Source organism: Flavobacterium sp. HSC-32F16 (assembly GCF_024171645.1).
Taxonomy (GTDB): domain Bacteria; phylum Bacteroidota; class Bacteroidia; order Flavobacteriales; family Flavobacteriaceae; genus Flavobacterium.
The window spans coordinates 205,956-231,826 of the sequence record NZ_JALKAC010000007.1 but is presented as its reverse complement, the minus strand read 5'-3'; the positions used below and the strand labels follow the sequence as shown (position 1 = coordinate 231,826).

The following is a 25,871-nucleotide window of genomic DNA, read 5'->3' as shown; positions in this document are numbered from 1 at the left end:
CTAATGAATTTAATACGTTTTGCACTCCGCAAACCCATTTCCATATTAGTATTGGTTGCGGGTCTATTTTTCTTCGGAATTGGTGCCATCAAAGACATTAAGGTAGACATTCTGCCAAAAATGAATTTGCCGGTTATCTATATTGCACATCCGTTTGGAGGGTATACGCCAGACCAAATGGAGGCTTATTTTGCCAAAAACTACGTGAATGTTTTACCTTTTTCGAATGGTATCAAATCGGTAGAAACCAAAAATATTCAGGGGTTAATGATTATGAAATTAACCTATTATGAAGGAACCAACATGGCTCAGGCTGCTGCCGAGTTAAGTGCGCTTTCGAACAGAATTCAAGCGGCTTTTCCTCCGGGAACACAGCCTCCTTTTATCATCCGTTTTGATGCTTCTTCACTTCCAATTGGTCAATTGGTTTTGAGCAGTAAAATACGTTCAAACAACGAATTACAGGATTTAGCCAACGTTTATGTTCGTGCTTCGTTTACGGCAATTCCAGGTTTATTATCGCCAGCACCTTTCGGCGGAAGCCCAAGAACTATTGAGGTAAACGTTGATCCAGATTTATTGCGTTCTCATAATATGACGCCAGACCAAATCGTAGATGCGATTCGTTTGAACAACCAAACGGCTCCATCTGGAAACGTGCGTATGGGCGACAAAAACTATATTACGCCAACCAATAATACGATTAAAGAAGTTAAAGATTTTGAACAAATTCCGTTATTCAAAGGCGGTGTTCAAAACTTAAAATTAGGCGATGTTGCGTCTGTAAAAGACGGTGCTGATATTACGGCAGGTTATGCTTTGGTAAACGGAAAACGTTCGGTTTACATTAGTATTGCAAAAGCGGGAGACGCTTCGACTTGGGATGTGGTTCAGAAATTAAAATCAGAATTGCCTAAAATTCAGAGCACACTTCCTGAAGATGTAAACATTACGTATGAATTTGACCAATCGGTTTATGTAATCAACTCGGTTAAAAGTTTGATTACAGAGGGAATTATCGGTGCGGTTCTTACAGGTTTAATGGTTTTATTATTCTTGGGAGACCGTCGTGCGGCTTTAATTGTAATTATGACGATTCCGATTTCGATTATTTCTGGAGTTTTATTCCTTAAATTATTCGGACAAACGATCAACTTAATGTCTCTTTCAGGATTGGCTCTTGCAATTGGTATTTTGGTGGATGAAAGTACGGTAACGATCGAAAATATTCACCAGCATCTCGACATGGGAAAACCCAAGGCACTCGCCATTTGGGATGCCTGTCAGGAAATCGCTTTGCCTAAATTATTGATTTTACTTTGTATTCTAGCCGTATTTGCACCAGCATTTACCATGGTTGGTATTCCGGGAGCGTTGTTCTTGCCGTTGGCTTTGGCAATTGGATTTTCAATGGTGATTTCATTCTTGCTTTCGCAGACATTTGTTCCTGTAATGGCCAACTGGATGATGAAAGCTCATGCAAAACACGAACACGAACCGAATATTACAGATGATGAAGCCGAATTTAACGATAGCGGTATCACTCCAGAATCGGAGCAAAATCTGATTACTCAGAAAAAAGGTTATGTAGAAAAAGACGATACCAACAACAACGGAAAAATTAGTGGATTCGAACGTTTCAAGATTCGTTTCATGCGAACTTTAGATCGTTTGTTTGTTCATAAAAAAGCGACTACAATTATTTATTTAAGTGGTTCAATTCTTTTGGCTGTTCTGTTTATTGGATTTATCGGAAAAGATGTTTTCCCAAGAACTAATTCAAGTCAGTTTCAGTTGAGAATGCGCGCTGTTGACGGAACGCGTCTGGAAAGAACAGAAGAACAAGCCAGAATTGTTTTAAAAGAATTGGAAAAAATGGTGGGTAAAGACCATATCGGAATCACATCTGTTTATGTCGGTCAGCACCCTTCTCTATTCTCGATCAACCCGATTTATTTGTTCATGGCAGGCTCTCACGAAGCGGTTTTTCAAGTGAGTTTAAAAGACTATCACGAAGATATGGATGATTTTAAAGATGAATTTAGAGCAAGACTGAAAAAAGTATTGCCAGATACTAAACTTTCTTTTGAGCCAATCGAATTGACAGACAAAGTTTTAAGCCAAGGTTCTCCTACTCCAATTGAGATTCGAGTGGCCGGAAAAGACAAAAAACGAAATGAATTATACGCTACTCAAATTGTAGACAAACTAAAAGCAATTTCGTATTTCAGAGACGTGCAGATTGGTCAGCCCATTCATTATCCAGCAATGAATATTGATATTGACAGAACCCGTGCTGCCGAATTAGGAGTTGATATGAATGATATTTCGCGTTCATTGGTTGCTTCAACCTCATCTTCACGTTATACCGAAAAAAATAACTGGGTCGATGAAAAAGCAGGATTATCGTATTCTGTTCAGGTTCAAGTTCCGTTAAACAAAATGAAAAGTAAAACCGATATTGGAGAAATTCCAGTATTAAAAAATTCGCTTCGTCCTGTTTTAAGCGACGTTGCCAAAATTACACCGGGATTTGTAAGCGGTGAAAATGACAATTTAGGAGCCATGCCATACATTACCGTTACAGCAAACATCTACCAAACCGATTTAGGTACGGCTACAAAAGATGTAGGCAAAACAATTAGCGCTTTGGGCGAATTACCTCGTGGTTTGTTTATTACGCCAATTGGACTAAGTACTGTATTGACCGAAACATTAAGCAGTTTGCAAACAGGATTATTGGTTGCCATTTTTGTAATCTTCTTAATGTTGGCTGCTAATTTCCAATCGTTTAAAGTTTCGCTGATTATTTTAACGACAGTTCCTGCGGTAGTTTTAGGATCTTTATTAATGCTTACGATCACAGGTTCAACGTTGAATTTACAATCGTATATGGGAATCATCATGTCGGTTGGAGTTTCTATTGCCAATGCCGTTTTATTGGTTACGAATGCCGAACAGCTTCGAAAAATAAACGGAAATGCCTTAGAATCTGCACGTGAAGCAGCTGCATTGCGTCTTCGTCCAATTATCATGACTTCGGTTGCGATGATTGCAGGAATGTTACCAATGGCAATTGGTCACGGCGAAGGAGGCGATCAGGTTTCTCCGTTAGGAAGAGCGGTTATTGGCGGCTTATTATTTTCTACTTTTGCCGTATTATTAATCCTTCCGCAGATATTTGCGTGGGCACAAGAAAAAACATCGACACAATCTGTTTCTTTAGATCCTGAAGACGAAGAAAGTATCCATTATATCTCATCAATAAGTAAGTCGAAAGTTGGAAAGTCATAAAGTCGAAAGTTGAAAGTCATAAAGTCGAAAGTCAAAAGTCGTAAAGTCGAAAGTCGTAAAGTCGAAAGTTACAATCGCGAAAACACTTTGATACACTTTTATACTTTTCGAATACTTATAAAACATATATAAAACCAAAAAATGAAAAATAACATTATAAAATCTACAGCGATACTATTTACAGCTTTAGTTGTACTAAGCTGTGAAAAGAAAAAAGAAGAAACTGCGAAAGCGGAAATCGAACCTAAAGTAGAAACTTTCGCTTTAGCGAAAGAAAAACTAACAACAGAATTGCGTTTACCAGCCGAATTAACCGGTTTCCAACAAGTTGATTTGTATGCAAAAGTGAGCAGTTTCGTAAAATTATTGAAAGTTGATATTGGTACGAAAGTAAAAAAAGGACAGCTTTTAATTGTTTTAGAAGCACCAGAAATCAGTTCGCAATTGGCTGCAGCCGAATCGAGATTGAAATCTATGGAAGCGATTTACGCTACCAGCAAAAGCACTTACAACCGTTTGTACGAAACAAGCAAAGTGGAAGGAACAATTTCTAAAAACGATTTAGAAATGGCAAGCGGTAAAAAGAATTCTGATTACGCACAATACCAAGCAGCAATTGCAGCACACAAAGAAATCTCGATTATGAGAGGTTATCTAGAAATTCGTGCTCCATTTGATGGCGTTGTAGCAGCTAGAAATGTGAATTTAGGAACATTTGTTGGCCCAGCAGGAAAAGGTTCAGATTTGCCTTTATTAACGATTCAGGAGCAAAGCAAATTACGTTTGGCGGTTTCTGTACCAGAATTGTACACAGGATATTTACATCCAGGCGACGAAATGAGTTTTAATGTAAAATCGTTACCAGAAACTTTTAGCGCTAAAATTACCAGAATGTCTGGCGCTTTAGATTTAAAACTGCGTTCTGAAAGAGTTGAAATGGACGTTCACAACACCAAAGGAAATTTATTGCCTGGAATGGTTGCCGAAGTTTTATTACCGCTTAACGCGAAAGACAGCACATTTGTAGTACCAAAATCAGCAGTGGTGAATTCTGCAGAAGGTTTATATGTGGTAAAAGTAGTAAACCACAAAGCCACAAGAGTTGACATTAAAAAAGGAAGAGAAATCGAAGATAAAATCGAAATTTTCGGCGATTTGACTCCAAACGATAAACTGGTAAAAATTGCCAGCGAAGAAACTAAGGAAGGCGATGTCATAAACGAATAACCTGCGTTTAGTCTTCATTTTAGTGATTACCAAAAACTGTACGCATTCTTAGGAATGCAAATTTAAAAATTTGCCTAAAAGGGCAGTTCTTCTTTTTGAAGAGCTGTCCTTTTTTTTGTTATCCATTTAGAAACTTTATAAACACCCCCTTCAAATTAACCTTATTCTAATACTCTTTTGTCTTATAGTAGCTATTTTTCTATAATACTCTATTTACTTTTAGCATTCTCCTAAATTAAAATATTGATCAAATAATATAAACTATGAGCAAAATAACAATAGTTGAAGGAACACTTACCGAAATTGCTACAGGTAATATTGAAATACATGCCACAGAAGGAGATCTTACTATCGTGGCAGCTAAACATAATATACAGTACGGAAAAAAAGGCGTTAATTATTATGACTATGAACCTTTACATCCTTCTGACTCATTGGCTACTGACATCGATATCACATTAAACATTTTTTTCGATGGCACACAAAACAATAAAACCAATACAGAAGAAGGTAAAGATCATGCAGCTTCCAATCACGAAGACGACAGTTACACCAACGATTATAGCAATATAGCACGTGGTTACGATTCTATAGATACTACCATTTTCAATCAAGTGTCTGTTTATGTGGAAGGAATTGCCACTGAGGATTTAAAAAAAGATGACGTTGTACCTGACGTAGCAATGGGTATGGGAAGCCGTGGAATTGTTGCCAAAGTGACAAAAGCTTGTATTCAAGCTGGAAAAAAAGTTGGAATAGACGAATATAAGAATAAAAGAATAGATGAAATTAAAGTAAATGTTTTTGGGTTTAGCCGTGGAGCTGCGGCTGCCAGACATTTTTTACATATAGCCAATAGTCCTGCTAAACTGCTAGTGATTGATCGTGAATATTGTTATGCTGAACCTCCTTTTGTAAGCGATACAAACCCAGATTATATAAAAATAAAAAGAGATGAACCTCTTGTAAACAAACATGGCTATTTTGCCGCCTGTCTTTTGGATAATGAGATAAAACCCGAAAAAATCAACTTTAATTTTGTTGGTTTATACGATACAGTTGCCTCCCACGGAATTTATCATCGCAACGATGTTAAAGATTTGCATCTGGATGCAGTGGAAAAAGCTCATTTTGTTTTTCAGCTCTCAGCAGATGATGAATACCGTGAGAATTTTGATTTAACAGATATTATCTCTGCTGGTATTAATGGACTTGAATATACACTGCCTGGTGTACATTCAGATATTGGAGGTTCTTATAAAGATCGTGCTTTTGAAAGAGCTGTTTTGTATTATAAAAAAGAATCGCTCTACAATGAAATGATCCATAATTCTAAAGAAGAAGTAGCCAAATTTAAAGAAATTGTCATAAAGGAAGGCTGGTACAAGGATTATCAAATTAAAGCCGGGACATTTGCTGAATCTTTTATTAATCCAAAAAAGGAAAAAGAAAAATTTGAACATATGGAAGATTCCTATTACAGTGTAATAGGCTCACGTAAAATGCGAAACACCTATGATAAAATCCCGCTCAAAAAAATGTTTTTTTATTCCAAACAGTTTGGGGTAATTTATAATGAGAATAAGAGAAGTAAACTTCATGAAATTGAAGATCCTTTTTTACAAAAGGTCTACAATCAACTTTTAAACTACATGGTGACCTGCAATGATTTACGTAACAGTTACGTAAAGCAAAACTCTTGGGATTCTGAAAAATATTTGGCTGAACTAAGACAAATATCCTATTTAGATTATATTGATTTTGAAGATTTAAAAACACTAAGAAACGAATACTTACACTGGTCTGTAAAAGCCAATGAATTTGGATTAGGATCAAGAGAAAGTCAGGCGCCCACAAAAGAAGGAGCATTAGAACATCAGTACCGAAAAAGAGAAATTCATCATGGTTAAGAAAACAAACACACTATTATATTCCATACTATCAATTATTTTATTTCATCCATTAATAAGCTGCCAAATGAAAAAAGAACTGCCTGAATTTCACGTACAAATATCCCATCCCGAAAATAAATACCTAATCGAATTTGTATCTGACAGCATAAGGACACTTGAAGGTGTCAGAGCAGGATTACCATATGGTGGTACTTCTGGTGAATGGGGAGAATCACGCAAAGTATGGACGGAACAACATGGCACTCCCATTGGTGCTGATATTACATATTATGCAGGTTACGAAGATGCTTTTTATCATTTAGATGTAAATTTTCCTATTGACACTATAAAAGACTGGACAAAAAGATTTTATCCAAGTACAGAAGTTGAAGAAAATCATGATGAACTACAAGAATATATTTATGATCGAAAACCATCACAAAGAAGAGCTTACATAGAATTTAGGGATCTTGTTTTTGGTTTTGCACCAAAAGGCATGGTAGTGGTTTGGCTATGTTATGGCGGAACTCAAAAAGAAGTTGGACGTTACCAGGCACAAAGGGTTGAAGACGATCAGGCTTTAGAAGCTAAACTTTTTGCTTCATGGTCTATGAAAAGACCGGAAGTTAGAAAAATGTCGTTAATTCAAGATGCAAGTCCAGAAAAATGGGACAACTATCGTATTAAATACTTTTGGAAACCAGCAATTACTTCTGAGAATAAAAACTTCAGGCTTTTTTGGGTTTTGACTGAGTATTTTAATGCTGAATATGAAAATAAGTTACGCCCAATGGTATTACATCCTAAAAAAGAAAAAAGAGCTATTCCGAGTCTTATTACTTTTTTCTGGGAAACCGGTAAAGGAGAAAAATACGAAGGAAGAGCATTTTTTAATTGGCAGACGACCAACGAACAATTTAAAAATGAAGATAACAGAGATAATGAAATTCAAATAAAAATTGATGCCGACAATAGAGATTTTGAAGTTTTATTAAATGGTAAATCTTTAGAAACTGTTAATAAAAGAGTTTTTACAACAGATAGGGAGTTTAAAGAATCTTATAGATGAAAAATTTCTGCAAGATTTTGAATATTTAGCAAAACCTCGATTTATTTAAAATCGAGGTTTTTCATTTTTACAATTTACTCCCCCGCGCTGTGCGAAGTCTCCTGACTTCGTACACATCCCAATATTCCATTCCTAGTTGAAAACTTTCTAAAATTTGCCTAAAAGGGCAGTTCTTCTTTAATTGGAGGGACTGTCCTTTTTTTAGAAGCTAAAATAGCTCTTCAAATATTTGCGACGAATTACTCCAATTGTTTTGGCCAACCAAGTTTGTTTATTTGCTCAACAAATTCTTCTGCTTCTTTATTTGTTTCAATTACAAAGTCATATAATGAAAAATCAATTGATGGTTCTTTGGTTATTGCACCAAACTTAATGTCATGGTCTGTAATTTCAATTGATAATTTATGTTTACAATCCTCAGAAAAACAGTCTATCTCAAAAAAAATTAAAAATTCATTAAATTCTTCATAGTATGTTATTCTTGATTGATAAACATCATTTAAATAATTTTTAAAACTTTCCTTATTGATTTTTTTCATGTTACTAAAGTACTATATTTTTGAATGCATGTAGTTTGCATCTACATTTTTAAGTTAAAAAACACAAACGTGAAGCTATAGCTAGCTAGTGAAAATTGACATTAAAAAAGGAAGAGAAATCGAAGATAAAATTGAAATTTTCGGCATTTGACTCCAAACGACAAACTGGTTAAAATTGCCAGCGAAGAAATTAAGGAAGGCGATGTCATAAACGAATAACCTGCGTTTTAGTCTTCAATTTAGTGATTACCAAAAACTGTACGCATTCTTAGGAATGCAAATTTAAAAATTTGCCTAAAAGGGCAGTTCTTCTTTTTGGAGGGACTGCTCTTTTTTTGTTAAAATAAAATTTGAATTTGATATTAAAATGTTTTGAAAATTCTAAAAACATTCTTAGAATTTATTTTTGAGATGTTTTTTACATCTATTTATCTAAATCAGATTTAAATAATCAAGTAAAAATACCTACAACCGTTATAAAGAAAAAAAATATATTTGAAACCAATACCAAATGTTTCCTCTAACAATACAATCTAAGAAGAACTATAACTTTTATATAATCATCCCTTCAAATGAATTACAAAGTTTATTATATAATTATTTTAAGCATTCTGCTAATCTATTTAGTAAAAAGAAAGCAGAAAATAAATAAAGAAAGAGAGCGTGTAAGAATAGCGAAAGAAAAAGAAAGATTCGAACAAGAAAAAAGAAGACTACAATTAGCTGATATTGAAAGATTAAAAGAAAAAGAATATGTTAGTTCATTAATTAAAAAAAATTCAAATTTAAATAAAGAATTTGATTCATTTCTTGTATACAAAAATGGATACTTTAATAATAAAAAGATTTTCTCATGGAAGACAATTGCTAAATCACTTTATACAGATTTAGTAAAAAGAAATATTGAATCACTCGGTTTAGATCCAATTGTGTATTCGGAAATTAACATATTTAAAAAAAAATACCAACAAGGTGAAAAATTAAGGAAAGCATATAATCAATTATTTATAGAAATTGAACTTAAAGAATGTGAAGCTCTATTTTCAAATATTGATAATGCTTCTTTAGACAAGCAACAAAGACTTGCAATAATTAAAGATGAAGATAATAATTTAGTTATAGCAGGTGCTGGAAGCGGAAAAACAACAACTGTTGCTGGTAAAGTTACTTATATAACGGAACGCCTAAAAATAAAACCCGAAGAAATTTTATTAATCACTTTCACAAAAAAAGCAAGTGATGAAATGAAACAAAGAATTAGAAAAAAAATGAATATTGATATTGAAGTAAATACATTTCATTCATTTGGAAGAAAAGTTATTGGAGCCGTTACAAATGATATGCCGTCTGTGGTAGAGGAAAAAAAATTTTACTCCCAAATGAAAAGTATTTTTACTGAATTAATGAAAGAGCCATTATATGCAGAAAATGTCATCAAATTCGTCACAGAATATAATATTGAAACGAAAGATGTTAATGACTTTAAAAGTCATGGAGAATATATTAACTACATTAAAGACAATAATATAAAATCTTACAAGACAGTTGAAAAAATAATTAATGGAAAAACCACAATTTTAAGAGAAACCTGCAAAAGTATTGAAGAAGTCAAAATTGCAAATTACTTATTTCTTAATGGAGTTGATTATATATATGAAGCTGACTACAAGTTCAAAACTTCTGATGACAAGTATGCTCAATATAAACCAGATTTTTATTTACCCAAATATGATATCTATATAGAACATTTCGGATTAATTGATAGAAACAATAATGTTCCTAACTGGTTTAGTGGATCAGTTAACTTATCTGCTAAAGAAAAATATAATTCAGATATAGCTTGGAAACGCGAAACACATAAAAATTATCAAACAAAATTGATTGAAACATTTTCTTATGAAAATAACGAAAATGATTTATTCCAAAAATTAAAATCAAAATTAGAAAAAGCCAATGTTCAATTAAAACCTAGGAGTTCTGAAGAAATTTGGGAAATTTTAAATTCAATTGCAAAGGATGATGTTTCTGCTCTTGATACATTGATAAATACTTTCTTGAATCTTTTTAAATCAAATAATTTTGAAATTATCAAAATAAAAATGCTAATTGATAAAATTATTGACAACAGTACAAGGCTTCGATATTTTTTATTTCTATCAATATTTGAACCTATACTTGAGAGATATAATTCATTTCTTAAATCTAATAATCTAATAGACTTTAATGATATGATAAATGAAGCATCAAACTACATCTCTAAGAATAAGTTTAATAACAAATTTAAATATATTATTATTGATGAATTTCAAGACACATCCGTTGGACGTTTTAATTTAATTAAGGCATTACTAGATAATAACAAAAATTGTAAACTTTTCGCTGTTGGTGATGACTGGCAAAGTATTTATCGTTTTACAGGTAGCGATATTTCTTTATTCACTGAATTTGAGAAATATTTCGGTTTTACTGAATTTTCTAAAATTGAAACTACTTACCGCTTTAATAAAAACATGATCGATTTAAGTAGCAAATTTATTCTCGCTAACCCAAATCAAACACATAAAGAATTAAAACCTTTTTTTACTAATGATACTAATCCTTTAGAAATCCTATATAGTAACAGTTTTAAGAATGATGATCCTTTTCCATTAATTACAATATTAAAAAAAATTAACGATGAAAACTCCATAGACAAATTTAAAGTAAAAATAATAGCTTTATCACGCTACAATCACTTTATAAATTTATATAAAGAACGTAGAGATTTATTTTCCGTAACGTATAATGAAAATGAGAAAAATTATATTATAACTTGCTTAGCATTTCCAAATATGCCTATCGAATTTTTAACAGTTCATAGATCAAAAGGATTACAAGCTGATTATGTTATAATTTTAAATTGCGTTTCAGGCCATTATGGCTTCCCATCTGAACAGGCAGATGATCCAATTTTAAATTTACTACTTTCAAAATCTGATCAATTCAAAAATGGCGAAGAAAGACGTTTATTTTATGTTGCGATAACTAGGTCAAAAAGAAAGACTTTCATTATAACTAACAACACTTATAAGTCTAAATTTATTGATGAAATAGATCCTACTTACATTGAAAATCCCAGTATTAAATGTCCAAAATGTAAATTAGGTGATAAATTACGTAAAGAGGGTATTTCTCAGTTTGGTAAACCATATGTTAGATACACATGTTCAAATTGGAACTACGATTGTGATTATATTGAATGGAATAATAACTAATTTTTGTTGAAAACAAAAACCTCGATCATAAAATCGAGGTTTTTAAATTTAATTCTTATTCCTCACTCAAATAAGGATTCAAAATCTCCGCCAATTCATTGAGCCAATAATAATTGTTTTCAAAATTGGTTAGTCCAATTTTGAGGGTTTGGTGTTGTCGTATTACGCCGAGAGCTAAAATGCAATTTACTTGTATTACTATTTTAGTCCTATCTTCGGGATCTATGACATGGTTAAAAAATCTCTATCCTATTCTAAAAATTAAGGCCTGATTTTCATTTACTGCTATTTCATAAGCCTCTTTAATATTTTCAAAATATTTTACGACGAAAGCTCTATCCTGAGGTCTTGCATGGGTAAAATTTTCTTTTTCACCAGTTTCCCAAAATTCTAAAAACTTTTCAATTGTAATTTTGTCTAATATCGTTTCTTTATTTTTTTTAACTTCTTCAGAGCTTGAATAACCGATATAACCATCTTCGGGAGAAAATGAATTATCACCTTGAATTATCTTTCCTACTGCTTCACTGCCAAGTCCTGAGAACTTATTTAATATTTCTAGTAAATCAATCGCATAGTAGCTTAAATCTGCAGTTTCTTTCAAGGATTCTAACTCCGAAAATTTATTCTTTCTTTGGTTTTTTAATTCCTCGTTTGAAACTTTGTATAGTGAACCTGTTAATGCCATAATTGTTTTTTAATTAATAGTTTTTACAAAAGGTTAAAATGTCTAATAAGCAAATATAATATTTACAGTAAGACATTCATATTATTCATTTCTAATTTGGATTATGGTCACGAGCGGGCAATCGCGCAAGTATTACGAAACATACAAAAGGATTGCAAATAAAAAACCTCGACTTTCAAAAATCGAGGTTTTATCATTCTATAATCTCTACTCCTCACTCAAATAAGGATTCAAAATCTCCGCCAATTCATTGAGCCAATAATAATTGTCTTCAAAATTGGTTAGTCCAATTTGGAGGGTGTCGTGTTGTCGCATTACGGCGAGAGCTAAAATGCAATTTACTTGTCTTAATATTTTAGCCATATCTTCTGGATCTATAATATGGTTAAAAAAATCAATCAGCCTTGTTTCGGCTTCTTTGGAAAGGGTGTTGTTTTTCATAAAGTGAAGAATTTAAGAAAAAACCCTCATGCCTTAGTAGTCTTACGCTTCTTCACGGCGTCAAAGTCCTTTCGGAGCTTTACTACATAGCACGAGGGCAAATTTTATGTTGTCTTAATGTGAAGATTTAAGAGCTTCAAATGTAAGAAAAACTTCTTAAAAAAAGTAAGAAAAATATTATTTTAAAATAGTTTTAAAAAATAATTAAAATCTCTAACCATATATAAGAGAATAATCACGCCATGCTTCAAAAATCGTTGTAAAATGAAGAGTTAGGTATAATAAGATCAGGTTCGATAGCATTATCATTTTGCCAAGCTCTTGCATCTTTGTATATTTTTGTTTCCAAAATATTAATATCAGCAAAATATTGGCTTTCTGTAATTTCCCCACCTCTTTCTATTTCTCCATTTATAACGGTATAGATATTTTCGTCTAAAAATTTCTGAACTTCCTCTAATTCCTTATAGTTATTTATGTAAGCTGTTAACCATGTGTATTTAGTATTAATCATTTTACCCCACATAATATAGAATTGTACTTCATAGTCGCTGAGTATATCCATAGTTTTAGATTAAAATATACTACAAATATAAATTAAATATAAAATCTTATTTTTTACAAAAGAGAGAAAGTAGAAAAATGAAATATTGTAGTGATGTATATTCCGTTCATTAGTTTCTACGCTTGAGCGCTAGCAAGGGAAAATCTACATTACAGCAGGTATTTATAGCATTTTTGTCATTTCGACGTAAGGAGAAATCACACTAGGAACTCTGCAAAGTATTTCGACAATCTTTGTCGATATACGCGTGTGATTTCTCCCTTCGGTCGAAATGACAAACTAGACGTAAGACAGGAACGCTAACACTAGTAAAAGGCAAAAAAAATCACAAGAAACTCCACAATCATTTTAAAACATAGCCTCTGGTTTCAACCAGAGGAACGCAAAGATTGATCCTCAATTAATTAAAAGAATCAATTGCCTCCAGCTTTAGCTGGAGGTATAAATAAGAATCATAATAAGGCTTTAGCCAAAATGCGCGTTTTGGCTAAAGCCTTATTACCATTCAATCTTTTAGTCCCCTAGTTAAAACTAGGGGCTATTCAATAAAAAAATGCAAGACCAAAATTGATCCTGCATTTTTATATAATTTGATAAATCTAAATAGAAATTTCTTTTTTAGACTCCTTGGCGCTCATGTATTCCTTCTTTAATTTCTTCCACCATTTTTTTATTAAAAGCGGGTAAATCATTCGGGTTTCGGCTGGTAACTAATCCATTGTCTACGACAACTTCTGAGTCTTCCCATTGTGCTCCGGCATTTTTCAAATCGTTTTTAATAGAGAAGAACGACGTTACTTTTCGGCCTTCTAAAACGTCAGCATCTACCAGAATTTGAGGTCCGTGACAAATAGCGGCTACAGGTTTTTTACTTTCAAAAAAGGAACGTACAAAATTTACTGCAGCTTCTTCTCTTCTCAATAAATCAGGATTTATTACTCCTCCCGGAATAACCAAAGCATCGTAATCTGCTTCATTTGCCTGATCTAATACGACATCAACATTATATTCGTTACTCCAATTTCCGTCTTTCCAAGATTTGATTGTTCCAGATTTCAAACTGACGATATCTGCATTCCAACCTTGCTCTTCCAGATAGGCTTTTGGTGATGCTAATTCTGATTCTTCAAAACCGTTTGTTGCTAATATGGCGATATTCTTTTTCATAATTATACTATTTAAAATGTTATTAATTTTGATTTAAGATAAAATTAGTTATTTCAAACAGTGAGCGGAAACAGACGCTGTTAAAGCTTTCTTTAATAAAAGTTAATTAATTGGAAATCAAATTTTTATTAAAAATTAAACTGAAATTATGTAAAACTCCTATCAATTTGGTTTACTATTTTATACCATGAAAGCTAAAGAAATGATTGTATAAATTATGCCGCTCCGCTGGAGCTTTTGGTACGGTATGTTTTTATGAATCTATAAATATTTCATTCCTCCGGAATTCTCTTTTGCAGATTTAAAAAATCACATTTTAATTTAGAAAATCAATTGCCTCCATCTTTAGATGGAGATTCATTTGATCATGTATAAAAATGGCTTTAGCCAAAAAATATGCATTTTGGCTAAAGCCTTCTTATTGTAAATTATCAAATCCCCTAGTTAAAACTAGGGGCTATTCATTGCCAATCTTTGCGGAGTTTCTCGCGAAGATTTCTCCTAAGTCGAAATGACAAACTAAACCAATAAACAAACTGAATGAATTTGTCAGGCTGAGCGAAGTCGAAACCCCGAAATCATTTTAAAACATAGCCTCTGGTTTCAACCAGAGGAACGCAAAGATTTATCCTCATTTTAATTAAAAAATCAATTGCCTCCATCTTTAGATGGAGATTCATTTGATCATGTATAAAAATGGCTTTAGCCAAAAAATACGCATTTTGGCTAAAGCCCTATAGGGTGCAAATCTTTCAAACCTCCAGCTAAAGCTGGAGGCAATTCAATTAAAAACTTCAATAACTTCCCTGCACTTATATGGTTCAAAAAAATAAATGTTACTTTTGATAATCCTTATTTTTTTGAAAACAACTTATCAGAAGATTAAAACATTTCCGTTTTAGTCAAAACAACAACCATTATAATATACCATTTATGAATGTTTTACTCATTGAAGATGATAAACGCATCAGCGAATTTATAGTAAAAGGTTTGGAGGAAAACAACTTTACGGTGCATCTGGCCGAAACGGGCGAGATTGCCAGAGACCTCATCCAACAAGATATTTGGGATATTATTTTAATGGATATTATGCTACCGGGAATTGACGGCATTCAGTTGGTAAAACTAATGCGTTTCAAAAAAAATCATACGCCCGTTTTGATGTTAAGCGCTTTGAGCGATACCGATGATAAAGTAAATGCTTTAGATTCTGGAGCCGATGATTATTTGGTAAAACCGTTTCATTTTAAGGAATTAATTTCGAGAGTCAACGCGCTTACGCGAAGAACAAAATTTAATTATGACAAAGTAGAAACCTTATACAAATTAGGAACATTAACCATAAATCCTGAAGAACATAAGGTTACCGAAAATGATAAACTAATCGATTTATCGCCAAGAGAATATAAATTGCTGTTGTATTTATTAGAAAACAGAAACAAAGTAATTCCGAGAACGCAAATATTAAATGCCGTTTGGGGCATTAATTACGATAACAACACCAATGTTGTCGATGTTTATATTTCTTATTTAAGAAACAAAATTGAGCAAAACCATAAATTTATCCATACTATAAAAGGAACGGGATATATGCTTAAAGAAGAATCATGAAAATACGCAATAGGTTTACCTTAATATCGTCTCTTACGTTTAGCGTTGTCTTTGTCATTGCTTCCTTTATCACGTATTTTTCTTTCTACAGTTATTCGGAAAAAATTGTATATAACGAACTTCAAAAAACGTGTTTACTGACGGGCATTTTCTATCTCGAAAAAGATGAACTGCCCGAAAATCAGCATTTGCTAATCGGACAGCAATTCAGGGAAAATTCGCTTGAAATCATTACGCGTGTATACGACAATAAAAATCAGATTGTATATGGCGACAAAACGATCGACAACAATATCAATGTAGAAAGACTGGATTATATTCGGAAAAACAGAAAGCTTAGTTTTAAATCGAAACATCATTTCTATTTTGGAAGTTATTACCATGACAATCAAGGGGATTTTGTAGTTTTCGTAAAGAAAAACGACGTCGAATTTAAAACCATGACCGACCGATTACAAATCATTATGATAATGGTTTTAATCATCGGATTGATTACGATTTATATTGTGAGCCGTGTACTTTCTAATCTCGCTTACAGTCCGATAAAAAATATTATCGATCAGGTAAACGAAATTCAGGCTTCGTCGCTGGATCGCCAGATTGTTTCTCCAAATACCAAAGATGATATTCAGGAATTGGTAGAAACGTATAACAATTTGTTTACGCGTTTATCGGATACTTTTATCATTCAGAAAAACTTTATCAATTATGTTTCGCATGAATTTAAAACGCCTTTAACGGCTATTTCTGGAAACTTAGAAGTATTTGCTCAAAAGGACAGATCAAGTACCGAATACAAAGAAATGTCTGAAAAAGTATTAGAAAATGTCTATCAAATCGAAGACACCATGAATACTTTGATGATGCTTTCGGGCTTGCGAAACAATACAGAACTTAACGAAATTTTCAGGGTTGATGAATTGGTTTGGGATATTAACGATCAATTGCCTGCTATTTACGACTTAAAAAATACTCCGATACAAATCGTTTTGGAAGTGGTAAATGATAAACTGCTTTCGATAAAAGGAAATAGCAACGAAATCAAAATCGCTTTATACAATATAATAGAAAATGCCGTAAAATATTCTAACGGAAATCCTATAAAAATAAGTCTGTTGGAACAAAACAATCAGCTTAAAATAGTCATTGAAGACCGCGGAACCGGAATCAGCGAAGACGATTTAATCTTTATTAAACAAACCTTTTATCGAGGTAAAAATGTGAAAGATATAAAAGGAAGCGGAGTTGGACTTTCGTTGGCCAATATTATCTTCAAACAAAACAATATTGATTTTAGCATTGCATCCAAAAAAGACAAAGGAACAACGGTAACGCTACTATTTCCGAGACTCTAATCGTTTTCTAATGTTACTCTAACCGTCTTATAACACACATCAAATTAAGGGCTAATATGTCGCCAATAACTTTGCGCCATCATTAAAACTACTTAATTTGAAACGTTTACTTTTAACCTTACTCGTTATTGTATCGCACAAAGGTGTGGCGCAGATTGCTGCCATAAACGATACAATTGTGCTGTCCAGAACACAGGCCGAGGCTTTGTTTTTGGATAAGAACATTTCTCTTATTTCTGAAAAACTCAACATCGATATTGCCGATGCACAGGTTATACAGGCAAAATTATGGCCCAATCCTACGCTGACTATCGGCGAAATCAATCTTTGGAACAATGCAACTGCACAGCAATTGCCTCCGCTTTGGGGCAATTTCGGAAGAACTTCACAAGTCAACGCAGAACTGGAACAGCTTGTTCAGACTGCAGGAAAGCGAAAAAAAATGATTGCGATGGAAAAAGTAGGCGTTGATATCGCCAAAGAATACTTCAAAACTTTTTTACGTAATCTGAAAATCGAATTTAGAGGCAATCTTACGGAACTGCAACACAATCAGGCGCAGGAAGCGATTTATAAAAAACAGCTTTCCTCGATGCAGACTTTGCTGAAAGCTTACGGAAATCAGGTAAAACAAGGTAATGTTGGTAAAGGCGAATACATTAGGCTAAAAGCAACTGAACTTCAATTCTTAAAAGAAATAGCCGATTTGCAAAAGGAAAATAATTCGTTGCAGAAAGAGCTTAAGGTTTTAATGAATCTTCCGGCAACAAATTATATCAAACTTACCAATGATGGTTTTGTTCCTGATAATAAAAATATCGAAAACATCAATTTAGGTAATCTAATGACTTCGGCTGTAGAAAACCGACCAGATATGAAAGTGCTTAAACTCGGAAATGACTATAACGACAACAAATACAAATACGAAAGAGCCATGCGAACGCCAGATGTTACGCTTGGCGTGAGTTATGACCGTGGAGCGAGTTTAATGAATGATTTTGTGGGTGTTGGTTTCTCGCTAGATCTTCCGTTTTTTAATCGAAATCAGGGAAATATAAAAGCTGCAAAACTGGCAATTGATCAAGGGAAATTATTGGCAGAAGAAAAAACGATCAGCATACAATCTGAAGTATTACAATCTTATGAGGATTTATTGGTTACCAAAAAATTGTACGACAGCGTCGAAGCTGATTATGAAGGAGATTTGGATAAACTTCTGGAAGCGTATCGTAAAAACTTCCTTCAAAAAAATACCAGCATGTTAGAATATCTTGATTTTGTTGATGCTTATTTAGACAACAAATCAATCCTGCTGAATTCTAAAATGGACTTGAATAAAAATCTGGAAGAACTGCGCTATATCTCAGGTCAGGAAATCAACTAAATCTAATTTTCAAATACAAAAACAAATGAAGAAATATATTGTACTCCCAATTCTTGGGTTAATGCTCGTTTACGGATGTGGCAAAAAAGAAGAAGTTAAAGAAACGAAAGAAGAAAAGTTTTGCATCGATAAAGATTTAAAAGAAAAAATCACCATCGAACCAATTCAAAAACGTTCTGTGAGCGAATCGATAAATCTTACCGGAAATATTACGTACAACGGCGATCATGTGGTTCAGTTTAACAGTCTTGTGGAAGGAATTATAACCAAAACTACTTTCTCATTAGGCGATTATGTTCGAAAAGGACAAGTTTTGGCCGAGATAAAAAGTACCGAATTAAACAGCATGCAGTCTGAAAGCAAATCGCTTCAATCGCAGATAAATGTGGCACAGCGTAATTTACAAGGTATAAAATCAATGTTTGACGATGGAATTTCATCACAAAAAGATTTAATGCAGGCTCAAAGCGAACTGGATGTTTTAAAATCTTCACTTGAAAATGTAAAAGCCAATCTGGCCATGTTCAGCGCGAGCAGTGAAAGATCTGTTTTTCTAATTAAAGCGCCGACAGAAGGTTATATAGTAGACAAAAATATAAGTCCGGGAATGCAGATTACAGATGGTAGTGAACCACTTTTTACGATTTCTGACTTAAAAGAAATCTGGGTTATGGTGAATGTGTATACGAGTAACTTAAAAAATGTATCCGAAAATATGCCTGTTGATGTTACAACTCCGGCGTATCCGGGAGAAATTTTTAAAGGAAAAATAAAAATGATGTCCAAAGTTTTTGATGCCGACGAACACGTTTTGAAAGCTAGAATTGTAATGGAAAACAAAAACCTGAAACTAAAACCGGGAATGACTGCCGATATTATTATTGATAAAAGTCTGGGCGGAGATATGCTAGAAGCCGTTCCTGCAAAAGCCGTGATTTTTGACAACAACCGCGATCATATTTTAATTTATAAAGACGATTGCACTATCGAAACCAGAGAAATCAATCCGATAATTAAAAATAACGACTGGGTTTATTTTAAAGACGGTGTTAAAGAAGGCGAAATGGTGATTACCAAAAATCAACTTTTGATTCACGAAAGATTAAAAAACTAATTATCCTCAAAACGGATAAACACAATACAAGACATGAAAAAATTTGTACAAGGATTAGTTGCTTTCTCGCTAAAAAACTCCCTCATAGTTTTTTTCCTGACCGCTATATTACTAGTCGCCGGTATCGTGAGTTACATTCACACACCAATTGAAGCCTTTCCCGATGTAACCAATACAAGAGCAAGAATTATTACACAATGGCCGGGAAGAAGTGCCGAAGAAGTAGAGAAATTCATCACACTTCCTATTTCCAAACAAATGAATACGATTCCGAAAAAATCCGAAGTACGTTCTATTTCGCTTTTTGGGTTATCGGTGGTAACCGTATTATTTGATGATGGCGTTGAAGATTTTTACGCACAGCAATATGCCTCAAACCGTATGGGTGGACTTGATCTTCCCGAAGGAGCCGATGCAGAAATCGATCCGCCTTCTGGCGCAACCGGCGAGATATTCCGATATGTTATTAAAAGTGATTTGCCTATAAAGGAAATTCAGGCCATTCAGGATTGGGTTATTGAAAGAGAATTGGTTGCCGTTCCCGGAGTTGCCGACGTGGTAAGTTTTGGTGGTGAAGAAAAAATGTTCGAAATCAAAATTAATCCAACACAGTTAGAAAATTACAATCTTTCGGCTCTAGATGTTTACGAAGCCGTTTCGAAAAGTAATATCAATGTGGGTGGAGATGTAATTCAGCGTGGCGATCAGGCTTATGTCGTTCGTGGAGTTGGGTTAGTCAATAAAGTAGAAGATATTGGCAATATTTTAATCGAAACCAAAGGCGGAGCTCCTGTTTTAGTAAAACACGTAGCCGAAGTTTCCATCTCGGCAAAACCAAGATTAGGACAAGTAGGTCTAGACGGAAACGATGATGTTGTAGAAGGAATTGTAGTCATGCTTCGCGGAGAAAATCCGGGTGAAGTGATCAAAAAACTTAAAGAACGTTTAACTGAACTTAACGAGAGAGTTTTACCCGATAATGTAAAAATTGTTCCGTTTATTGATCGTACCGAATTGGTAAATACAACCGTAAAAACCGTTACTAAAAACCTTGTTGAAGGTATTTTACTGGTATCGTTAATCGTGTTTATTTTTCTTTACAACTGGAGAACATCGTTGATTGTGGCATCTGTAATTCCGCTTTCGTTTTTGTTTGCCATTGTGATGCTGAGAATTCAGGGATTGCCGGCGAATTTAATTTCGATGGGTGCCTTAGATTTTGGATTACTGCTCGAAGGAACGCTCGTTATTGTCGAACAGGTCTTTGTTTCGCTCGAAAAGAAAGCGCACAAAGTGGGAATGGAACGCTTTAACAGTATGAGTAAAATGGGATTGATCAAGAAAAGTGTCGGCAGTGTGGCGACTTATATTTTCTTTGCCTTAATCATTTTGATTGTCGCGTTGATGCCTATTTTCTCTTTCACGAAAGTAGAAGGAAAAATGTTCTCTCCCCTAGCCTTTACATTAAGTTATGCGCTATTAGGATCATTGCTTTTGTCACTTACGTACGTTCCTGCAATGTGTAAAGTCATGCTGACCAAAAACATTGTTGAGAAAGAAAATATGATTTCGCGTTTCTTTAGAGAAAACCTTTTTAAACTGTTTCAATGGAGTACCAAACATCGTAAAATTACTTTTTATGCCTTTTTAGCTTTGTTAGCGGTTTGCTGTGCAAGGTTTGCTTTTTACGGATCAGAGTTTATTCCGAAACTAAATGAAGGCGCTATTTATGTAAGAGCGACATTGCCAAACAGCATCAATCTTGATGAATCGGTGCGATTGACTAAGGAAATGAAAGCCAAGATAAGGAAGTTTGAAGAAGTAAAATTTATATTGACGCAAACCGGAAGACCAAACGACGGAACAGATCCAACAGGATTTTTTAATATTGAATTCCATATCGAATTAAAACATAAAGACGAATGGAAACACGATATTTCTAAAGAAGAATTAATTGCCGAAATCAAAAAAGTACTCGATGTATATCCCGGAATTGCCTTTGGTTTCAGTCAGCCCATTCAGGATAATGTCGAAGAATATGTTGCCGGAGTAAAAAGTCCGCTGGCGATTAAGATATTTGGAAGTGATCTTTTTCAATTGGAAGAAATGGCCGCAAAAGTTGCCAATTCGATAAAAGATGTAAAAGGAATTGAAGATATTAATGTCTATAAAAATATTGGTTTACCCGAATTAAGAATTCAGCTTGACGACGAAAAAATGGCTCGTTATGCTGTTACCACTGCCGATGCGCAAGCCGTAATCAGAATGACAATTGGCGGACAAGCAGCAACCAAGTTTTATGATGACGAAAAGATATTTGATATCACATTGCGTTTTGAAAAAGAATACCGTGATTCTAAAGAAAAAATTGAAGGCATTCTTATTCCAACCTTAAATGGTAAAAAAGTGCCGTTAAAAGAAATTGCAACGGTAGATTATAAAACGGGTCCGACCTTTATTTACCGTGAAGGAAACAGCCGTTACATTGCTGTAGGATTTAGTATTGAAGGGCGAGATTTAGGAAGCACAATTGACGAAGCTCAGAAAAAAGTAGCCGCCGAAGTCAAACTTCCGAAAGAAAACGTGATGAAATGGGCGGGAGAATTTGAAAGTAAAGAAAGAGCAACCAAACAATTGGCAATGATTATTCCTGTCGTTTTGGTACTGATTTTATGTCTGCTGTATTTCAACTTTGGAAATTTCAAAGACACTATGATTGCCGTAACCGCAATGCCTTACGCTTTTATCGGCGGATTCCTGTCGCTTTGGGTAACAGGAACAGTATTCGGAATCTCAGCGGGAATTGGATTTATTATTCTCTTTGGAGTGAGCGCGATTGACAGTATTGTCCTCATCGGAATGATTAGGGAAAATATGCGAAACGGAATGCATTTAAGAGATGCTATTTCGGAGGGAATTCACAGCAGAATTCGTCCTATTGTGATGATTGCCCTTATGGGATCTTTAGGATTACTGCCTGCTGCATTATCAACCGGAATGGGTTCTGAAGTACAAAAACCATTAGCTATTATGATTGTGGGCGGATTAATAACGTGTATGATTTTATCACTAACGGTTTTACCGCAAGTATTTTATTGGTTTTACCGCAAAAAAGATCCAAGTAACACAGCATCTTAATCTTACTTATATAAATTTAGAAAAAGCACCTTTAGACCTTTGGTTTAAAGGTGCTTTTATTGAAATAGGACGAATCGTAAATATGTCTTATAATAATACAATTAAAACTTTTACGGGTAGATTTTTTCTAAACACATCATCCAAACCACCAAATAAATGATTTAAAACAATCGTATTCCTTTTAAATTTTCTTTTTATGAAACAGAAAGCTGACCATCAAAAAGTTCAAGAAATAGCAGAAACAGAATTACTGTATCATGTGAGACTTAGTATCAATCCAAAATTTCAGGATTGGGTTTTGTTTAAAAACGGCACCTATATCATTTTTGAACATGCAGAGGAAATTCGCCATTTAGAAAGCGCAGCTCTAAAACTTATAAAAGAATTTGGTCCTGTTTATATAGGAGAACGTTCTGAGGATTTTGATGTCACCGATTTAAAAAATACAGAAGGCTGGATTGTTTCCGGACACGGCTACGGAATGTATACGTATGTAAGTCCGCATGAAATGAAATCTCAAACGCCAAATATTGCTGATATTGGTTTATTGGGTCGTGATAAAAGAGATTTAGACGGTAGAAATCCTGTTATTATTCATCTTAATCGAAAAGTAAAAGAATAAAAATTACCAGAGAAGAAACTAAAGAAAGTTTGCTTAAAGGGCAGTTCTTATTGAATTGAAGGACTGTCTTTTTTTGTTTATTATTCCTTTAAAAACTGCAACTCCAATTATTTGTAAGAATATTTAAATATATTTGAATCCCAATAAAAATTCAAATTAAACTAAGATCTAACATGAAACAAAAATTACTAATTGCGGCTCTGGGACTCTTTTTATTATCTAGCTGTGGCAAAAAAAATGATCAGTCAGAAAATCAAACTAAAACCGAAGCTGCGAAAAACATAATCTCAGAAGCGGATTTACTTCAAGAATTAAAAGAACTTACCCAAAACGATTTAAAAAAACTGCCTGAAATCGATCAGCAAACAGGTGAAGTCTCAACTGATAAATTTTATGATGGATCGTATTCTGAAACTACAGAAGATAAGGCTGTAGAAATTGTTAAAAAACTTAAAAGTAAATTTAGAGATAATGGTTATTTAATTTTTGTATTTGAAGGAGACGGCGATAAAAAAGGTGTTGCTGTAATTAAAGGGACAGATGATTTGGACATTATTCGTTACAGAAGAACCGATGGCATAAACTATTGTTTGGAAAATACAGATTTAGTAGCAAAAATCTCTGAATGGAAATCAAAATACGGTATAGTAGTAATTGGTTGTGGCAGAGACTGGGTTCATATAGAGTTTGATAAATTACCTTCGGATTTAGATTCTTTTGCTAAAGAAGTGTATAAATTCTGCCCAGATTCTGTTGATCAAGGTGTTGGGTCTGTAGAAAATCTAAAACCAGCAATTAAGGAAATGAATGGATTATGGTTGTGGTGGGATTAATGAAACCAAACCTAAAAAAAAATAATTAATGATTGATAACATTAGATTGCTTCTTCAAATTATAACTGTAGATTTTTTTATTGCATTTGGTTTGTATACCATTCTCTATTTGCTAATTTCAATTTTTATAAAGAGCCCAAAACTGTCAAAAATAGATGAAGAAGTGGTTCATTTTATTTCTTCGGCTGGAGTAGTATATTTCTTGGTCTGGATAATTGGACTATGTATTTTTTATGTCGAAAGTAATCTGGAGGAGCAAATCAGTATGACTAACAGAATGTTCGGGAAATATTGGGTTGGATTTTGGTTACAACCCATTTTATGGTTTGTTGTTACACAACTACTGCGGCTTAAAAAAGTCAGTAAAAATATTTTTTTCAGAGTTATATTTAGCTTTATCCTAATTATATCAATTGAACGATTTGTAATAATAGTTATCTCATTTCATGGTGATTATTTACCCAGTTTCTGGACTATGTATAATGACTTAGATATTTACCCGTCTAATTATTTGCTTGCTTTGTTGATGAAAATAATATTCTTTTTACTTTGTGTTGGAATATATTATCTGGTAAAAAATCAAATAATAATTTTTACCAAAACTAAAATTGAGAACTAAAAAATTAACTTCTGCATCAAATTAGTATTTCAAGACTTTAATTATATGTTCAGCAACAATTAAAGCTAATAAATCTTAGAAATGATAAAAAGAATACTTCCCATAATTATTGCTGTATCCTTTTCGTCGTGTAAGAAAAGTGAATTTGAATACCTACTTATAAATCCAGATAAAAAATGGTCTTATGTAAGCAGCAATACATTTAATCCTAATTCAATAGTTAGTTTTTACATGGAATTTCATCCAAATGGTGATTTAGATATATTTCAAATGGTGAAAGGCATATTCTTCTTGACGGTCAAGCAAAAGATGGTTACTGGAAATATTTAAAGAATGATAGTATATTAGAATTATGTGATTCAAAATATAAAATTTTAAAATATCAAAAAGATACAATTCATTTATTAGCATTGAAAGATAATTTCAAATGCCTTTTCATAAATTATCAACCTCAAAGCAAGAAATAATTTATCTCAAATCTTTCTTAATAACCAAATATTTTAAATTGGTATTTCCGGCATTGCTGATTCCATGTTCGGCATTTGGCGGGCAGTATAAACTTGTATTTGGACCAACGACAACCGTTTTTCCGTCTAAGAAAAAAGAAGCGGAACCTTCCAGAATATAGAAAAATTCTTCTTCGGGATGATGATGCGGTGCGTGAGTCGATTTTCCAGGTTCTACTATACTCATTTTAAGAGTATTTTCCTGAGTGAAGTTTTTATCTCCAAACCAATATTGATATCCCACTTTGGTTTTAGCGGCTTTATCAATTTCGAAATGATTGACACAGTTTTCGATTGTGTATTGCGGTGCTGCGGTTTCTTTTTTGGTTTCCTGAGAAAAGGTCTGCTGGAAAAATAAAACTGCAATTGTGGTTTTTAGGATGGTTAGCGTTTTCATTTTTTTTGTTGTAATGTTACAAAAAAAATCTATGCGATGATTTTTGGTTTTGGTTTTGTCATTTTTTTATTGCATTTTGAACTGGACTGAAGTCCAGCTCTACAATATAGATCATTCCTTTGGAATTTTATTTTCTTTACTATTTGGCAACGGTTT

The 25,871-nt window shown here is 33.5% G+C and carries 19 protein-coding genes; 13 read left to right on the top strand and 6 right to left on the bottom strand.

The features are described 5' to 3' along the window. Positions 1-3: 3 nt before the first annotated feature. The 4 genes from L1276_RS18660 to L1276_RS18645 all read left to right on the top strand — a co-directional run bounded on the left by L1276_RS18660 (position 4) and on the right by L1276_RS18645 (position 7,482). Entirely contained in the window at positions 4-3,294 is a 3,291-nt protein-coding gene (locus L1276_RS18660; protein WP_253790489.1) for an efflux RND transporter permease subunit, read from the top strand. Positions 3,295-3,435: 141 nt separating this feature from the next. Next, positions 3,436-4,521 carry an efflux RND transporter periplasmic adaptor subunit gene (locus L1276_RS18655; RefSeq protein WP_253790488.1) on the top strand — a complete coding sequence of 362 codons (1,086 nt, stop codon included), beginning with the start codon at positions 3,436-3,438 and terminating at the stop codon, positions 4,519-4,521. Positions 4,522-4,784: 263 nt separating this feature from the next. Next, positions 4,785-6,431, top strand: coding sequence for a phospholipase effector Tle1 domain-containing protein (locus L1276_RS18650; RefSeq protein WP_253790486.1), 1,647 nt, complete (start codon positions 4,785-4,787; stop codon positions 6,429-6,431). A gap of 67 nt (positions 6,432-6,498) precedes the next feature. Continuing rightward, positions 6,499-7,482 (top strand): DUF2931 family protein, encoded by a 984-nt coding sequence (locus L1276_RS18645; RefSeq protein ID WP_253790484.1) that lies wholly within the window; start codon positions 6,499-6,501, stop codon positions 7,480-7,482. Positions 7,483-7,721: 239 nt separating this feature from the next. On the opposite strand, the gene L1276_RS18640 is transcribed toward L1276_RS18645, so the two are convergent. Continuing rightward, entirely contained in the window at positions 7,722-8,021 is a 300-nt protein-coding gene (locus tag L1276_RS18640; RefSeq protein WP_253790482.1) for a hypothetical protein, read from the bottom strand. A gap of 572 nt (positions 8,022-8,593) precedes the next feature. Between L1276_RS18640 and L1276_RS18635 the strand changes: the two genes are divergently transcribed. Further along, positions 8,594-11,275 carry a UvrD-helicase domain-containing protein gene (locus L1276_RS18635; protein WP_253790480.1) on the top strand — a complete coding sequence of 894 codons (2,682 nt, stop codon included), beginning with the start codon at positions 8,594-8,596 and terminating at the stop codon, positions 11,273-11,275. A gap of 244 nt (positions 11,276-11,519) precedes the next feature. Here L1276_RS18635 and L1276_RS18630 read toward each other — a convergent pair whose 3' ends face one another. The 4 genes from L1276_RS18630 to L1276_RS18615 form a co-directional block, all read right to left on the bottom strand. Beyond that, complete coding sequence (locus L1276_RS18630; RefSeq protein WP_253790478.1) at positions 11,520-11,963, bottom strand: DUF1877 family protein; 444 nt, start codon at positions 11,961-11,963, stop codon at positions 11,520-11,522. Positions 11,964-12,170: 207 nt separating this feature from the next. Next, the gene (locus L1276_RS18625) at positions 12,171-12,404 is read right to left on the bottom strand and encodes a hypothetical protein (RefSeq protein WP_253790476.1); all 234 of its coding nucleotides are present in this window, start codon (positions 12,402-12,404) and stop codon (positions 12,171-12,173) included. Between the two features lie 247 nt (positions 12,405-12,651). Continuing rightward, the gene (locus L1276_RS18620) at positions 12,652-12,969 is read right to left on the bottom strand and encodes a hypothetical protein (RefSeq protein WP_253790474.1); all 318 of its coding nucleotides are present in this window, start codon (positions 12,967-12,969) and stop codon (positions 12,652-12,654) included. Between the two features lie 618 nt (positions 12,970-13,587). After that, positions 13,588-14,136 carry a type 1 glutamine amidotransferase domain-containing protein gene (locus L1276_RS18615; protein WP_253790472.1) on the bottom strand — a complete coding sequence of 183 codons (549 nt, stop codon included), beginning with the start codon at positions 14,134-14,136 and terminating at the stop codon, positions 13,588-13,590. Between the two features lie 933 nt (positions 14,137-15,069). Between L1276_RS18615 and L1276_RS18610 the strand changes: the two genes are divergently transcribed. The 8 genes from L1276_RS18610 to L1276_RS18575 all read left to right on the top strand — a co-directional run bounded on the left by L1276_RS18610 (position 15,070) and on the right by L1276_RS18575 (position 24,812). Further along, positions 15,070-15,747: a response regulator transcription factor gene (locus L1276_RS18610; protein WP_109194004.1), complete on the top strand. Its 678-nt coding sequence runs from the start codon at positions 15,070-15,072 to the stop codon at positions 15,745-15,747. Further along, positions 15,744-17,102, top strand: coding sequence for a HAMP domain-containing sensor histidine kinase (locus L1276_RS18605; protein WP_253790470.1), 1,359 nt, complete (start codon positions 15,744-15,746; stop codon positions 17,100-17,102). The genes L1276_RS18610 and L1276_RS18605 overlap by 4 nt, the downstream gene beginning before the upstream one ends. Positions 17,103-17,199: 97 nt before the next feature. Then, positions 17,200-18,486, top strand: coding sequence for a TolC family protein (locus L1276_RS18600; protein ID WP_253790468.1), 1,287 nt, complete (start codon positions 17,200-17,202; stop codon positions 18,484-18,486). 25 nt (positions 18,487-18,511) lie between these two features. Next, the gene (locus L1276_RS18595) at positions 18,512-19,600 is read left to right on the top strand and encodes an efflux RND transporter periplasmic adaptor subunit (RefSeq protein ID WP_253790466.1); all 1,089 of its coding nucleotides are present in this window, start codon (positions 18,512-18,514) and stop codon (positions 19,598-19,600) included. 33 nt (positions 19,601-19,633) lie between these two features. After that, entirely contained in the window at positions 19,634-22,738 is a 3,105-nt protein-coding gene (locus L1276_RS18590) for an efflux RND transporter permease subunit (protein ID WP_253790463.1), read from the top strand. A gap of 196 nt (positions 22,739-22,934) precedes the next feature. Then, positions 22,935-23,360: a hypothetical protein gene (locus tag L1276_RS18585; protein WP_253790461.1), complete on the top strand. Its 426-nt coding sequence runs from the start codon at positions 22,935-22,937 to the stop codon at positions 23,358-23,360. A 173-nt stretch (positions 23,361-23,533) separates the two neighbouring features. Continuing rightward, positions 23,534-24,193 (top strand): DUF4253 domain-containing protein, encoded by a 660-nt coding sequence (locus L1276_RS18580; RefSeq protein WP_253790459.1) that lies wholly within the window; start codon positions 23,534-23,536, stop codon positions 24,191-24,193. 28 nt (positions 24,194-24,221) lie between these two features. Beyond that, positions 24,222-24,812 (top strand): hypothetical protein, encoded by a 591-nt coding sequence (locus tag L1276_RS18575; RefSeq protein WP_253790457.1) that lies wholly within the window; start codon positions 24,222-24,224, stop codon positions 24,810-24,812. 468 nt (positions 24,813-25,280) lie between these two features. On the opposite strand, the gene L1276_RS18570 is transcribed toward L1276_RS18575, so the two are convergent. Continuing rightward, positions 25,281-25,715 carry a cupin domain-containing protein gene (locus tag L1276_RS18570; protein WP_253790455.1) on the bottom strand — a complete coding sequence of 145 codons (435 nt, stop codon included), beginning with the start codon at positions 25,713-25,715 and terminating at the stop codon, positions 25,281-25,283. Between the last annotated feature and the right edge of the window lie 156 nt (positions 25,716-25,871).